The 15,726-nt window shown below is 32.7% G+C and carries 9 protein-coding genes and 1 CRISPR repeat array (1 of these 10 only partly in view); of the genes, 1 reads left to right on the forward strand and 8 read right to left on the reverse strand.

What is annotated here, in order from left to right:
* A CRISPR array of direct repeats spans positions 1–915; the repeat unit is 46 nt; unit sequence GTTGTGAATTGCTTTCAAAATTGTATTTTAGCTTATAATTCCCAAC; it begins 3,914 nt to the left of the window's first position.
* 117 nt (positions 916–1,032) lie between these two features.
* The 8 genes from cas2 to ACM55F_RS04770 form a co-directional block, all read right to left on the reverse strand.
* Complete coding sequence (cas2, locus tag ACM55F_RS04735) at positions 1,033–1,380, reverse strand: CRISPR-associated endonuclease Cas2 (protein ID WP_132066196.1); 348 nt, start codon at positions 1,378–1,380, stop codon at positions 1,033–1,035.
* Positions 1,373–2,269, reverse strand: coding sequence for a type II CRISPR-associated endonuclease Cas1 (gene cas1 / locus ACM55F_RS04740; protein WP_416852586.1), 897 nt, complete (start codon positions 2,267–2,269; stop codon positions 1,373–1,375). The genes cas2 and cas1 overlap by 8 nt, the downstream gene beginning before the upstream one ends.
* A gap of 245 nt (positions 2,270–2,514) precedes the next feature.
* A complete protein-coding gene (tnpA, locus tag ACM55F_RS04745; RefSeq protein WP_416852588.1) occupies positions 2,515–2,946 on the reverse strand; it encodes an IS200/IS605 family transposase in 432 nt (143 codons plus the stop codon).
* 280 nt (positions 2,947–3,226) lie between these two features.
* Complete coding sequence (gene cas9 / locus ACM55F_RS04750) at positions 3,227–7,915, reverse strand: type II CRISPR RNA-guided endonuclease Cas9 (RefSeq protein ID WP_416852589.1); 4,689 nt, start codon at positions 7,913–7,915, stop codon at positions 3,227–3,229.
* A gap of 375 nt (positions 7,916–8,290) precedes the next feature.
* The gene (locus ACM55F_RS04755) at positions 8,291–9,040 is read right to left on the reverse strand and encodes a shikimate dehydrogenase family protein (RefSeq protein WP_416852590.1); all 750 of its coding nucleotides are present in this window, start codon (positions 9,038–9,040) and stop codon (positions 8,291–8,293) included.
* On the reverse strand, positions 9,040–10,434 hold the full coding sequence (locus ACM55F_RS04760; RefSeq protein ID WP_416852591.1) for a tetratricopeptide repeat protein: 1,395 nt from the start codon (positions 10,432–10,434) through the stop codon (positions 9,040–9,042). Before ACM55F_RS04760 ends, ACM55F_RS04755 begins: the two co-directional genes overlap by 1 nt.
* Before the next feature lie 249 nt (positions 10,435–10,683).
* Positions 10,684–11,871, reverse strand: coding sequence for an aspartate aminotransferase family protein (locus ACM55F_RS04765; RefSeq protein ID WP_416852592.1), 1,188 nt, complete (start codon positions 11,869–11,871; stop codon positions 10,684–10,686).
* Between the two features lie 73 nt (positions 11,872–11,944).
* Positions 11,945–13,576 carry an OstA-like protein gene (locus ACM55F_RS04770; RefSeq protein ID WP_416852593.1) on the reverse strand — a complete coding sequence of 544 codons (1,632 nt, stop codon included), beginning with the start codon at positions 13,574–13,576 and terminating at the stop codon, positions 11,945–11,947.
* 275 nt (positions 13,577–13,851) lie between these two features.
* Between ACM55F_RS04770 and ACM55F_RS04775 the strand changes: the two genes are divergently transcribed.
* A complete protein-coding gene (locus ACM55F_RS04775; protein ID WP_416852594.1) occupies positions 13,852–15,720 on the forward strand; it encodes an alpha-amylase family protein in 1,869 nt (622 codons plus the stop codon).
* The last annotated feature ends 6 nt before the right edge of the window (positions 15,721–15,726 follow it).

Consider the following 15,726-nt stretch of genomic DNA (forward strand, 5'->3'; position numbering starts at 1 on the left):
AACTAAGTGTTCCGATTAACGGAGCAATAAACAGTTGTGAATTGCTTTCAAAATTGTATTTTAGCTTATAATTCCCAACCGGCAACTCCTTATGGATTGGAGGAAGTAAGTTGTGAATTGCTTTCAAAATTGTATTTTAGCTTATAATTCCCAACAAAAATTTTTGTAAATATAAGAAAAAACCCGTTGTGAATTGCTTTCAAAATTGTATTTTAGCTTATAATTCCCAACATGATATAGGTTTTTTAACCGGAACAGCAGGTTGTGAATTGCTTTCAAAATTGTATTTTAGCTTATAATTCCCAACTTTAATATTATTTTTCGTATGTAATAAATAGTTGTGAATTGCTTTCAAAATTGTATTTTAGCTTATAATTCCCAACTAGATGACGCGTCTCATGTGACTAGTGATAGTTGTGAATTGCTTTCAAAATTGTATTTTAGCTTATAATTCCCAACGAGGTTGCACTTACGAAATCCAGCGATGTAGTTGTGAATTGCTTTCAAAATTGTATTTTAGCTTATAATTCCCAACATAATTAAAACATATAATTATCATGGACTCGTTGTGAATTGCTTTCAAAATTGTATTTTAGCTTATAATTCCCAACCTAATAATGTTTTTTCTAATACAATAACATGTTGTGAATTGCTTTCAAAATTGTATTTTAGCTTATAATTCCCAACTAATTATAGTGTTAAAGCAAGTGCTTTTAGGTTGTGAATTGCTTTCAAAATTGTATTTTAGCTTATAATTCCCAACAACGTTATTTCTACTATTTACTGACCAATCGTTGTGAATTGCTTTCAAAATTGTATTTTAGCTTATAATTCCCAACCACAACTCATGTATCGTTTAGTACCTTTTTGTTGTGAATTGCTTTCAAAATTGTATTTTAGCTTATAATTCCCAACATACCGCGATTCAATCGTTTGATATGTTGGTAGTTATGAGCTTATTTTGAAATTGAAAAAAGGGGGTGTTTATATGTTGTGATTGAGGACGCTAGTCTTTTTTCTAATCCTGTAAGACTAAAATAATTCTAATTGTTGTGAAGGTTTGTCTGTTTCTACCAATTTTTTTCCATAAAAAAGTTCCATCATCCCAAATTGTTTATCGGTTATCTGCATGACGCCAATTTTGCCGTGTTCGGGTAAGTTGTTTTTTATTCTTTTGGTGTGTACTTCAGCATTTTCTCTACTGGCACAAAAGCGCATATAGATCGAAAATTGAAACATGGAAAAGCCATCGTCTAATAATTTCTTACGAAATGTACTGGCTATTTTGCGCTCTTTGCGTGTTTCGGTGGGCAGATCAAAAAATACTAATATCCACAAACTTCTATATTGGTTTAAACGGGTGTAATGTTCATCATACATAAACAGGGTATAAAATTTTCCTTGTCGTTCCTTCAAAACATTCGTGTAAGGAATGTGTTGTTCTACTCATGGCAACCATCAACGGACTATTTTTTCCGTCAATAAAAACATCTATACTGGCAATACTCAATAATTGTTTTTTAATGTCAATGGTCAATTCTTCAAAAGTATCTTCAGTTTCCATGATGTGACATACAATCACATCTACATACGGGCGATACGGTTCCATAATATCATCGGCAAGACAATAGGCATTGTATTTGTTGCGATGAAAAATACCTAAAGTGGGCAGCATTCCGGAACTAACAATAGCTCGTGCCGTAATAGCCCGTAGAATGGCGTAGCCATAATTCAACAAATTATTGGGTGGAATTCCTTTTTGTCCCCGAGTAAAATTTTCTATTTGAATGAGGTTCTGCCAATAATATACTGCCGCTCTTGATTCGTGATTGAGTGCATCACCGGAAGTTACTTCCTTTGCCCAAAGCTCCATTTTACGCATTGGGATTCCTTTTTCTTTCAATATTCCCGCTTGATTCATAATTTTGGAACTAATGGTTTGTTGCCACAAATTCTTTTTGAGCGGGGCTGATGCATTAATTTGGTTTTTGAACCGTTCAGATTGTTCTGTATGACCGTTCAAAGGCATCAATAAGCCAATAGGCAAATGGTATTGGTCACAATTGATTAATGCTACATTGTTATGAATTAGTTTTTCTAGCAAACCATTAGTAATTGTGATTTGTTGGTTTTCCAGAACGATAACGCCAATGTCTTCAATAGCCACGGTTTTTGTCTCTTGTTCCTTATCAGGATAAGAGATTACAATTTGTTCGTTTTTGGTGCTTAAATAAGCGGGATTAGCGAAGAAAAGGGTGCGTTTTATCATTTTTTTTGGATTTACAAATTCATGATCAATTTCTTTAAAAAATGCTCAACAATTTTTTTTGGCTAAAGCCTTTTTAACTCAATTTTTTTGTTGAATGGACTAAAGCCCAATCCTATTGATTTTGGAATTATTATATATTGAATGTGCTATAGTCTAATTCTATTGAATGCTGCAACTTTTGAATTGCCTCCAGCTTTAGCTGGAGGGGAAAAAATGATAATAATGTAAATGGCTTTAGCCAAATTCTATTCTTTTTGAAATTTGTATTTAGCAATAAATTCGTTGTATTCTTCTTGAAATGTTTGTTTGCTATGATGTTCTTCTTGGTTTCTAATATAATTTCGAACTTTGTCGAGCATAGATTCCGAAACAGAAACAGCAAAATATTCATCTTGCCATTCAAATTTTTCTAAACACAATTTGTTTTTGTTAATCCAAAACGAAGATTCCCCTTTTATGAGTTGCATTATTTTTTGAATACTTTGATCAGCTCCTAAAGAAACCAAACAATGACAATGATCTGAATATCCATTAACAAAATCAACAAAAATTCCTTTCTCTTTGGCATTTTCTTTGATATGTTGCCAAACTTTTTGTCTTAATTCTTTACTGTCCAAAAAAGGAATTCTATTTTTTGTACTCCAAACAAAATGAATATAGGTTTTGATATAAGGCATAATTTATTGTTTAAATTGCTTATGATTTTTGAATTTTATCTGTTTATCAATTGTCTCTATTTTATGAATTGCCTCCATTTTCAAATGGAGGGGATATAAAATTTATCTCTATTAGGCTTTAGCCGAAATGTTTTTGGCTAAAGCCTTTTTTATTTATCCTTATTTTTTCGAATGGGCTAAAGCCCAATCCTATTGAATTTAGAGTCGGGATAAGAGATTACAATTTGCTCTTTTTTGGTGCTCAAATAAGCTGGATTGCCAAAGAAAAGGGTTCGTTTTATCATCGGATGATTCTTTTAATTTTTCCAAGTCGATCAATTTCTAGCTTCCAACATATGGATTTAATTTGAACACCAGTTATAGAGTTTTGATTTTTTGATTGAGGACTACCTAATCCATATTCATTTTGTATAGGAAAGTTTAAACCTATTTTTTGTTGATCTTTCTTTGTTATACTAAATATTAAACTTGATGAACTTGCAGGTATGAAATTACACGTTGTGTCACTGCTATCTGTGAATTTATAGATTCTTTCTGTTTGTTCTTTTGTAAAGTTTTCAATATTAATGTTATTAGAGTTCTCAATTTCTTCAATTGTAGGTACAAATACTAAATCATTAGGGTTTAGATAAAAGAGAAGAGTAGATAATTCTTGAGTTTTTTCATCTATATACATATTTGGAACAGAACATTCATTTGGCTTTAGTTTTTCTAATGCACCAAATTTTTGACTTTCAATGACTTCATTTAATGGAATAGTTTTGTAGTTTCTTTTTCCACTATTGTCTTTATAAATTGCAAAGAATAGATTAGTTCCTGATGCAGTTTCTACAAATTTGTCTTTTTTATTTCCTGCATCTCCAAGAAAGAACCTTCCGCTTTCCTCGAAAACACGAACTTTTTTTATTGGTTGATGTTTTTTGCCATTATTTAATGCTGTAATATTTTTATTCAATTCATCTAAACCATTTTCAGAAAAAGCAACTTCGTTAGCTGGGATTTTTTTTCCATTTTCATCAATAGCATTTTGATAGATTTCTTGTTTAAGATGATTCGATAGAATTTTTTGAATTCCTGTATCTGTTATCTTTTCAATTCTTTTTTCATCAAAAGTAATATCAAGTGTTTTTCGAGTTGCTGTGGCTTCAATTTTTTCATAAATCTGTACTTTATCGATAGCTTTTCCATCTATCGTTACAGGAAAAGCTTTGAGGTGTTTTTTTAGACCCTCACTATTGTTTGGATATAACTTGATTTTTTCTTTTAGTTGTTTTTTAATGGCTGCATCAACAATCAATTCTATTTGCGCAATAGCATTTGCAATAGTAATATGACTTTGTTTAATTCGCTTTAAAAATACTTTTCCACTCACGGTTTCAGCGTGCATTGGTTTTCTAATCGCCCAGTTATCTCCTTTTACCTGTTTAGTTGTGATTTTTTTCATTACACCATCTTCTTCTTTCCAAATTTGATATTTGTTTACCGTTTTATTGATAACTCTAGTGTTTTGTTTGAAACTGATGATGGTTTGGTTAAGTATGTCTTTTGCATCTTTAGTGAAATTAGTCCAAGGTTTATGAAATTCTTTCGCTATTAGTTTCTTTTCTTCACAAAGTGTTCCGTCGTGATTGTCTTTTGTTATAATTTGTTCCTGTTGAATTCTTAATTTAGAAACCAATGAATAGTTTTTTCTCTCTGAATTTATTGAATTCAAGTAATTTACGTGGTCTTTTGTTACACAAGCTATAACCAATGCATCGAGAGCGTGATGGCGATGGTCAATTCTTTTTTTAGAAAACCCCTTGGCAATTTCATCTGGAACTGTTGTTTGAAAAACGTTTTTTCCAAATTTGTTTTCCCAATTTCCAAACTTATTACTGTCGGTTAAAGTATTTAGTCTTTCAAAACGAGGCGTAACAATTTGATTCCAAACATCATTTAATCCCCAATCTTGCTTCATTTTTGAAGTGATTGAACCGTTCAAGGAAACAATATGTTTTGAGGTTACTTCTTGTTCATCATCTTCTCGAACTATTTTACTCAAAAGATTTTTTACAATTTTGCTGATGTATTTAGTGTCATTTAATTGCCGTTCAATAAATTTTTCTGGAATTTCTTCACTCAATAATCGTTTTTGCTTGTTTTTATTTTTGCTATAGTAACTATTTATATGTTGATTATAAGCTTCTTTAGTAAATATTTTAACTGTTTTTCCACCAGTTAAGGTTACAATTCTATCTTCATTTTTTAAGATGAATTCTAGAGCGGTCATATTACTTTTAAGTTCATTGACTTCGGATTCACAAATGACTTTATTTGATAAGGAATCATCAAATAACCTTGATTGTGGAATAATGTGTTCGATTTGGTATTTTGTTGTAAAAAGATCACTTAATGGTATTAACTTTCCTGTATATGGAGAAATATAACCTTGTTCCAGCCAAAGTTTGTATTTGTTAATTTCAGAAGTTGTTGGTTTCGCATTTTTCCTGATTTTATCAACTTCTTCTAACTTTTCTTTTCTGTTTTCACTACTATAAATACCTTCTTCATATATTTTTAAAATTTCTTGCTGACTTGGCGAATAGGGACGAACATCATTAACACCATCATTTTTTAATTCCGTTAAAATGGCTTTGATTCGCAAGTTTGTGTTTTCGTTTTGAGAAATCTGTTTTGTCATTCTTTCACGAGTTGCTTTGTCGTTCTTCATCTCACGGCCTAACTCAATATGAATTTCATTAAAGAAGTTTTCTCGACCTTCTCCATAATGTTGCCAAATATCTTTTACAACGCGTAAAGTTTCTGTAATGACTTGCTCTACAATTGGATTTCGGAGTGAATGTTGTTTGAAATCGTACTTTAAAAAGTGTTCAATATCTTCTGGAGTTTTCCATTTTGAAATGTCACTAGCTTCACTGTGTCTGTCATATATTAAATACGATGCCTGATAGGTATTTAAACCTCTATTGAATTCAGTACATTTTATAAAACTTTTTAAAACTTGTTTTGGAATGTCGCTGTCAGATACTTCTTCAAGAATTGAGGCATCATAATTTATAAATTCCAATCTTTCTTTAATGGCACTTATTTTAGCAGTAACTTTGTTAGAAATAGCATCTTGATTCCATGTTTTATCTCTTCTCATTAACGTCAATAATTTCTTTATTGCTTTTTCAGAATAAGAACCATAATCTTTTTTATAAGGTTTTAATTTCGAAAAATTTGTTATGAATTCATCAGGTAAATTATGTCGTTTGGCAAAAGTTGTAATTGCTTTTGTAATTTCGATTTTATCAGTAACAGAATATAAAATATGCCATAAATCTTGAGTGTTTTTGGAGTCAAAAAAAGATTTATCCATATCAATTTTTGCGATTGCATTCAAAAACTGATTTCTTGTTTCGTTACAAGGATAGATCTTGTCTTCCACAAAATTCCATCTGTATTTATCTTCTTTTAATTTGAATTTTGGGTAAGCTAAAAATTGTTTTTGACTGATTTCTGCTTTATCATTTAGCCAATTAAATAATTCTACCACATCGTCTTCTGATTTTAAATAATCATTTGTAACATCAATTTCATTTACGATTTCTTTTTTGTAAATTTTAAGGTTTTTGACAAATTGTAATAATCTGAATTCTTGAAAAATAGGATTTGATTTTGCAATACATTTCAAAGGTTTTAAAATTTGTTTTCCATTACTATCTTTTAATAAAACACCTTTTTTATCTTTAATGGGGTTAAATTCCAAACTACAATCACTGATTAATGAAGTTTTGCTTTTAAGTGGTCGTTGATAAAAGATAATATCATCCAAAAACAAGTAGTCAAAACTTCTGTCTTTGATGTTGTTTTTATGAGAATCATTATGTTTATACAATTCATCAATACATTTTTTGTATAGATTTCTATCAGTTAAAATAGCGGAATGAAATTCTATTTGAGTTTTAAGAATTTTTGATAGTTCATCCTTATAAAACTTTCTTTCAATTGTCCGAACTAATTCACCTTTTATTTTTTGACTAGGATTCTTTAAAAGTTCATCATAAATAAAAGAACCAACCGATTTTTCACTTTGATTTATCGTTTGTTCAGTTCTGATTTTTCTTAATCCCCAATCGTCTTCTTTTGGAGACCTAAAACTTCTCTTTTCTTCGTTGTCTTTGTTTAGTTTTACAGTTCCGTCATCATTTAATTCGGTAGTCACAATAAAATTCTTTGGTTTTCCAACCCAGTCAAATAATGCGATTTTACTTTCTCGTTTATAAATCCAACCGTTTTCAAGAATCACGTTATACCATATACCAGATTTTCCTTTTTCTCTTTCAATTACATTAACAACTGTAAGAGTATGAAACTCCTCTAATTTATTTTTGTTCTCTTCTTGTTCCTCTCCACGCAATTGATAATATCCTCTTTTTTGATTAAAGTTTAGCAATATCCAGGCAAGTTCTTCTTTACTTATCTTTTCGGTTAGTGCTTTTTTTCTCAAATAATAAATTGTCCAATCATAAGGAACTTTTTTTAAATCAGGATATATCAATTTGAATTCAGAAAGCATTTCTTGATGGCTCTCTAAAAATAAAAATTGGTTTTTACCACTTTCATTTTTATAAAAAGATAATTTTTCTTCTCTTTCAGGTTTAAATTGCCCAAAACGTTTGTCAAAATCGATTGCTTCGGAGTAATGTTTAGGTAGAAAATCAAGAATGTTTAGGACTCTATGAAGTCGCTCTCTTCTTAATAAAAAGCGTTGTACTAATCTTCTTGTTCCACGATATTTTGTTCTTTCGGCAGTTTGAGAAATAGAAACTCCGCTGTCAAACTTACCAAGAACATCTTGACTCATAGGAATTATTCGACTTCCTAATCCTTCAATATTTCCAACTTTATTATTGAAGTCATTGTTTGTTAACGCCCACCCAATACTATTCGTCCCCAAATCCAATCCTAATATTTTTTTCATTTTTATAATGATTTTTCTCGTTATCTAAAATTAAGCTCTAAATTTAATAATAAAAAAATTACAATTTTTACGGGAAACCTCAATCGAATAGTAAAACTTTTGTTGTATACTTGCAGTACAATTTTGAAGCAATTCACAATAAGGATTATTCCGTTGTGAAAACATTCAAAGCGGCATCCTTACGGTTGTCGCTTTTTTTATATAAAAAAATCGTCTTGTTTTAAATCAGCATTATGCTAATTTTAAAACAAGACGATCTATAAAAATTCAATGCTAATTAATGGAATTAATTAGTTTAAGCGAGAGTTAAAATAATTATACCTGTAAAACAAAAATCTCGACTGCGCTCGATTTGACAAGAAATAAACTTCTTAACTATTTATTCCAAATCTTCCAGGCTTTCTCTGCTTGAAAAATAAGCATATCCAGTCCGTTTTTTATTTGGGCTCCTTGTTGTTTGGCTTTTTTAAGAAATTGAGTTTCGGCAGGATTATAAATCAAATCATAGGCAATATGCTTATCCGTGAAAAACTCATACGGAATTAATGGAAAAGCATCCACGTTAGGGCTTGTTCCTACCGGAGTGGAATTTATTATGATTTGATAATTATCGAATGTCGTTGCATTGATTCGGTCATAATCGATAGCATTTTCTTTGGCTTCTCTGGAAACAAAAGTATATGGAATATCTAGTTCATCCAAAGCAAAAGCAACTCCTTTAGAAGCGCCTCCTGTTCCTAAAATCAAGGCTTTTTTATGGTGTGGTTGCAATAAAGGTTCTAATGATTTCTTGAAACCATAATAGTCTGTATTGTATCCTTTTAATTTTCCTTTTTTGGTAATTTTAATCGTATTCACAGCGCCAATTTGTGCTGCGTTTTTAGATAATTTATCGAGAAACGGAATTACTGTTTCCTTGTACGGAATAGTAACATTTAATCCTTTTAAATCTGAAGTGTTTTTAATTATCTCCGGAAAAGAGGATATTTCAGGAATGTCAAAATTTTCATAGGTACAACCTGTGAAGTTTTCGTTATTAAATTTATCGGTAAAATATCCTTTTGAGAATGAATAATTAATGTTACGTCCTAATAAACCAAAGCGTTTTCTAACTATGTCAACCATTATTTTTTATGTTTTGCTATGTAATTTTGTACCATTTTCTTTGTCCAAACTACAGGGAATAAATCTTCTAAAAGAATATAGTTGTCAAAATTTAATCGCAAAGCATTACTCAAATGGAATTTTGCTTTAGTGTTTTGTCCAATCATAAAATACAATCCTGCCAAACGGTATTCTACTTCATTTTCTTCCGGAAAATATTCAGAGGCTTGTAATAACGTTTGAATGGCACTTTCAAATTCGCCTAAAAACTGAAGGATGTCCACCCAGAATAACCAGGTGTCTAAACCGTAATCACCAAACTCTACTGCTTTTCTGTATCCAAATTCAGCTTCTTCAAAGAAGTTCATTTGTTTATTAATAGTAGCAAAACGTTTCCAATACAAACGATTTTGGTTGTCAATGGCTAATGCTTTGTTGACATAAAATAACGCTTTTTGGTAGTTTTTTTGACGTACATAAAAGTCAGTTATGGCAATCCATCCTTTATCTAAAAGCGGATCTTCATGCACGGTTTGATTGAAATATTTTAATGCTAAAACTTTGTTTCCCAGTTTTTCGTAGCATTTACCCATACGGAGTAAAGCATAGGAAGTCGCGTCATCTAATTCTATGGTTCTGCTGTAGCTTTCTATGGCTTCTGCGTATTTTTTTAAACGTTCGTAAGCTTTGGCTTTTTCCATGAAAGCACCAAGGAATTCATCATCGATTAAAGTGGCATAATCAAAGGCGCGAATTGCATTTTCATATTCTTTTACGCCATAATGCAAACGTCCTAATTGATGCCAGGCGATTTCGCTGTATGGATTTTTGTCAATGTATTTATTCAAATAGGTAATCGCTTCTTGATTTTGATCTAAAAACTCAAAACAATACACAACGTTATACAACGCTGATTGGTCTTCCAGATCTTCTTCCAGACACTTGATAAAGCTTTCTTTTGCCATTTCAAGATTGTCCATAAAAAGATATTCCATGCCTATTAAATTATAGACATCGGCATAATCATCAGTGTATTGTAATGCTATTTTCAACATTTCAACGGCTTTCTCATGCTGGTCTCTTTTAGAACAGATATTGGCTTTTTGAATGTAAATTTCTTCATTGGTTGGTTCAATGGCGTACAACTCGTTCAATAGCTTTTCGGCTAATTCGAGTTTGTCATCATACACAAGCATTTCCACTTGGACTAATTTTAGTCCGGTAGATTTTGGATGTTGTTCCAATGCCAGTTTCAGTGCTTTTTTTGCCAAAGCGGCCTTACCCATATCGAGATAATGAAGAATAATTTCTTCAAATTCTTCGGAGTCAAAAAAGAGAACTTTGTTGGTTTTCAACATGGACTCAAATTTAGACAATGATAAGTTATAGTCTTCTTCTTCGTTGCTTAATTGCATACTGTGTGTTTTTAATTTGGCCTAAATAAATTTAGGGAATCGTGCGTGTACTGTGAGGGAAAGTTAGAATTGTTGTGAACAATTTAATTAACAAAAAAAGCTTTGGTTTAAACTGATGCCCTAGCCCCGATAGAAGTGGAAATCCTTTCCTGACCTGAACGAGTTTCAGGAACCTGAAAACAAGTTCAGGTCAGGAAAGATTGCAACGTATAGCGGGAAATAGCTCCCCATTGCGATGTTTTAAAATAATTAATTCTTGTTCAAAATTTCATCCATTACTTCAAGCATGATGCTACAACCTTCTCGTATTTCTTCTTCAGAAATAGTTAGAGGTGGTGTTATTCTAATGGCACATCCTTCAAATAACAACCAAAATAAAATGAGTCCTTTGTCTTGACATTTGAGAATCACTTCGTTTGTTATATCGGCACTTTCTGTCATTGCAGCCAGCATTAATCCTTTTCCTCTTATTTCTACTATCAAAGGATGTACCAAAAGTGTTCTGAATAGCTTTTCTTTCTCCATAGCTTCGGCCATGAGATTGGTTTCAGTAATTTCCTGCAAAGTCGCCAAACAGGCTGACGCAATGACAGGGTGACCTCCAAAAGTCGTGATATGTCCTAGTTTAGGATTATCGCTCAACAAATCCATCATGGCAGATGAAGCCGTAAAAGCACCTACAGGCATGCCGCCCCCCATTCCTTTTCCCATTACCACAATATCAGGAACGACATCGTAATTTTGGAATCCAAATAGTTTTCCTGTTCTTCCAAAACCCGGCTGGATTTCGTCGAGAATCATCATCGCGCCCACTTCGGTGCAACGTTGGCGCACTTTTTTAAGAAAATCATTGTGTGGCTGAATAAATCCGGCACCACCTTGAATGGTTTCCAGAATAATTCCTGCGGTTTTGGTGGTTATTTTTTGTAAATCGGTTTCGTTGTTGAAGGTGATGAAATCAACATCAGGAATCAACGGGCGAAAAATTCTTTTACGTTCTTCAAATCCCATGACGCTCATAGAACCCATCGTATTGCCATGATAGGCATTGTGACATGAAATCAATTGGCTTCTTCCTGTGGTTCGTCTGGCGAGTTTTAAAGCGCCTTCAATGGCTTCCGTTCCTGAATTGACCAAATAGGTTTTGTCTAAAGGAGCGGGCAGGAGTGAGGCTAATAGTTTGCAATACTGAACTGCCGGACTTTGGGAATATTCCCCATAGACCATGACGTGTGAATATTTGTCTAACTGATCTTTGATGGCTTGATTGACTCTCGGGTGTTGATGTCCCAATGCGCAAGCGGAAACTCCCGCCACAAAATCCAAGTATTTTTTATTATTGGAATCGTAAATGTATGAACCTACTGCATGCGATACTTCCATACCCAATGGATAAGGAGAAGTTTGTGCTTGGTATTTTATGAAATCGGTATTCACGGTTATTTGTTTAATCGTTTATTAGTTTGATCGTTTATTCGTTTTTAGAAAAACTGAATACTGCGACTGAACACTATTTTTTGCCTTTCTTCTTATCGTAATTCAGGGTTTCTTTTCGGATTTTCATAGGGATATCCTCTTTCGCTTCAGCTGATTTGGTTGCTTTGGCAATTTTATCATTGTCTTCATTTTCTTCAGGAGGAAAAATATCGTCCTTGGATTTTATTCGTTCATCGCCACGCCAGACTAATCCTCGCAGTTTACGGGCATTTTCCGGTAAATCTTGTTCGGGATAAATATCGCCATCTACTTGCTGAAAAAAGGTGATGGTTTCTATCTCATTTTTTTCTAAAATAAGATTGATTTTACTGCTCACATTCTTATTGATACCAATGAGCTCATGAGCTTCGTTCCGCATGTAATAGATGACTTCGGCATTTTTTACAATATCGACATCATGTAGTTTTCCTTCCTCAAATTTACCGTAGAGATTTTGTCCCTTGACTTGATTATAGCCGGTTCCTATCGTGTCTTTGGAGACTATGAATGTATTATTGAGCACTTTGAGCGAATCTAGTTTTTGGGTGTTGTTGTTTCCTATAAGGTGCATTACATCGCCAGTGATTTGATTTTCTGCGTTCCAAAGTATCGGATTGCCAATCATTTTCGTCAAAGCTGTTTTGGAACTCGAATGAATCGAATCACATTTTCCGCTCATATCTGTTTTGAAAAATCGGACATTATTGAACGCTCTGATAATTCGGTTTCCTTCTTTTCCTGTTACCATTAATTTTTTTCCGTGGATGTAAACCGAGTCATTTTCGACAAAATTTACGGCAACAGCTCTTTTGGTCACATACATAGAATCCAGTTTTTTATACACTTCGGCATAATGTCCTTTTACGATTCCGCGATTGATGGAATCCGTTATTTTTACATTTCGTGTTGCCGATGCAAATTCTCTGTTTCGGTCATAATACAAACTGTCGCCTTTAATTACCCGATCATCGTATCTGATATAAGATTTATTCAGGAAATGCGCCAGATTTTTTTTGGTATCATAAAACCCTTTTTCGGTATAAATATAATTGGCTTTACTGGTAATTGTTGAAGGTCCAAAAAGATACGAATGCCCGGAATTACTGAAATAATCCAAATGATTTGATTTAATTACATACGTTGGATTTGTGATGGTAACCGCAGTCAGGAATTGGAATTTCTTTTGTTTTACATAATATCTTCCTGAATTACTTTTTAGCGTATTGTCTTTATTGGTAATTGTCCCTGGTGTGTCGTAAAATACTTCTTGAATGTTTCGGTCAAAATTAATAACATCTGTTACCAAAGTGGCATCTGGGGAACTCATTACTGCATCTCCGGAAGCAAGTGCTTTCTTTACATTTCCATTGTATTCAGCATATTTACTGTTTAAAAATAAAGTATCGCCTTGTACCATTTGGACATTTCCAAAAGCCTTGATGTAGTTTTCCTTTTGGAAATAATACGCTTTGTTGCATGTCATTACCACACCATCATGATTCACACGAACGTTTCCAGTGAGTAAAAAAGCATCAGGCATTTCTATCTGGTTTACATCAGCGAAATCAGAATGTTCAACAATAATTTTTTTTGGGGCTTGCGCCAAAACCAAATTAGTAGCGAGCAGTATGAAACAATAACGAAGGAAAAATAGCAATTTCTTCAATGGATTTAATTTTTGTCAAATTTATGAAAAAGGAAACAACCATAATCTATATTAGGATATATTTATAATTAGTTAAAAGGGAACCAATAAACATTAGATATTACTTTTAAAGTTATCAACAAATGGTATAACTCCTTCGTTGTAGTGTCTGTTTTTGAAAACAGAATTATTTAATTTCAAACGATATAGACTTCTTTTATTTAAAAAATATTAAATTTAAAAATTGATATTCATTTTACTATAAAAAGTATTGAAATCAGCATAAATAATTTTATATGATGAAAAAAATAACTATTGTTGCAGGGATAAGCGTTGTGCTTTTAGCAACGGCTTGTAAAACGAAAGATTTAAAAATGAACGCAGAACAGAAAGAGTCAGTCTCAAATAAAAAAGAAGTTGTATATCAGGTTTTTACCCGATTATTCGGAAATAAAAATACCACCAATAAGCCTTGGGGTACTATTGAGGAAAATGGAGTAGGGAAGTTCAACGATTTTACGGATACTGCATTACAGGAAATAAAGGATTTGGGAGTTACTTATGTTTGGTATACCGGAGTTCCACATCATGCTTTGATACGGGATTATTCAGCTATTGGTATTTCCAATGATGACCCGGAAGTTGTTAAAGGGCGAGCAGGTTCTCCTTATGCCGTAAAAGATTATTACAATGTAAATCCAGATTTGGCTGTAAATCCTGCGAATCGTTTACAGGAATTTGAAGCTTTGATTGCGCGAACACACAAAGCTGGATTAAAGGTGATAATTGATATTGTTCCCAATCATATTGCGCGCAAATATGAAGGAAAGAATAATCCGGTAGGTGTTAGAGATTTTGGAGCTGATGATGATACAACTGTTGAATACAAAAGAGATAATAATTTCTATTATATTCCAAATACTCATTTTGAAGTACCGGATACAGATAAACCATTAAATGGAGAAAAGAATCCGTTACTCGATGGTAAATTTGAAGAAAGTCCAGCAAAATGGACCGGTAATGGTTCTCGTATGGCAAAACCAGATCGTAATGATTGGTATGAAACCATAAAAGTGAATTACGGGATTCGTCCGGATGGCTCCAAAGATTTTCCGGAACTTCCAGCTGGTTCTGATACCAAATCATATAAGGAGCATTTCGATTTTTGGAAAGGAAAAGACGTTCCGGATTCTTGGGATAAATTCAAAGATATTGCTTTGTATTGGACTGCTAAAGGAGTTGATGGTTTTAGATTTGATATGGCCGAAATGGTGCCGTATGAATTTTGGAGTTATATGAATTCAGCAATTAAAGTAAAAAATCCGGATGCTTTTTTATTAGCCGAAGTCTACAATCCTAAAGAATATAGAAATTACATTCATTTAGGTAAAATGGATTATTTGTATGATAAAGTAGAAACCTATGATAAATTAAAAGATATCATTCAAGGAAGGTCATTGCCTGATGGATTATCAGACATACAAAACGGAATGGCAGATATTGAGCATCATATGTTACATTTTCTTGATAATCATGATGAACAGCGTTTGGCTAGTCCAGAATTTGCAGGAACGCCACAAAAAGGAAAGCCTTTGATGGTGGTTTCCACTACCATAAGCACTTCGCCTACGATGGTTTATTTTGGTCAGGAAGTAGGTGAGGCTGGGAATGAAAAGGCAGGATTTGGAACTCATTCCAGAACTTCAATCTTTGATTATATTGGAGTTCCTAACCATCAACGTTGGATGAACGGAGGAAAATTTGATGGCGGTCAATTGACGCAGGATGAAAAAGAGTTGCGTGATTTTTATAAAAGAGTATTGAATTTTTCTTTGAATAGTTCGGCTTTAATGGGGAAATACCAAGAAATTCAAACGGTGAATCGCCAAAAAACTCAAGGTTATGATTCTGGGATTTATGCATTCACACGTTGGTCTGATACTCAAAAATTAATAGTTGTCACTAATTTTTCTTGGCTTACCACCAGCAATTTCAAATTAAAAATTCCTTCGGATATTATCCAAAAATGGAATTTGAAAGATGGAAATTATACATTAACTGATCAGTTGTATAATAAGAGCTCCATTCAATTGCAGGTTTTAAATGGGGAAGGAAAAGCGCATATTACAATTGCTCCATCCGAATCGTTTATTTATCAGTTATAAAAAAAG

Origin of the sequence: Flavobacterium melibiosi, assembly GCF_048158545.1 — a bacterium.
In the GTDB taxonomy this organism is placed as follows: Bacteria; Bacteroidota; Bacteroidia; order Flavobacteriales; family Flavobacteriaceae; genus Flavobacterium; species Flavobacterium melibiosi.

Bases quoted from the DNA above. Each gene is read 5' to 3' on its own strand.
- cas2 (WP_132066196.1), bottom strand. From the start codon at position 1,380: ATGTATGATGAACATTACACCCGTTTAAACCAATATAGAAGTTTGTGG.
- ACM55F_RS04775 (WP_416852594.1), top strand. From the start codon at position 13,852: ATGATGAAAAAAATAACTATTGTTGCAGGGATAAGCGTTGTGCTTTTA.
- cas1 (WP_416852586.1), bottom strand. From the start codon at position 2,269: ATGATAAAACGCACCCTTTTCTTCGCTAATCCCGCTTATTTAAGCACC.
- tnpA (WP_416852588.1), bottom strand. From the start codon at position 2,946: ATGCCTTATATCAAAACCTATATTCATTTTGTTTGGAGTACAAAAAAT.
- cas9 (WP_416852589.1), bottom strand. From the start codon at position 7,915: ATGAAAAAAATATTAGGATTGGATTTGGGGACGAATAGTATTGGGTGG.
- ACM55F_RS04755 (WP_416852590.1), bottom strand. From the start codon at position 9,040: ATGGTTGACATAGTTAGAAAACGCTTTGGTTTATTAGGACGTAACATT.
- ACM55F_RS04760 (WP_416852591.1), bottom strand. From the start codon at position 10,434: ATGCAATTAAGCAACGAAGAAGAAGACTATAACTTATCATTGTCTAAA.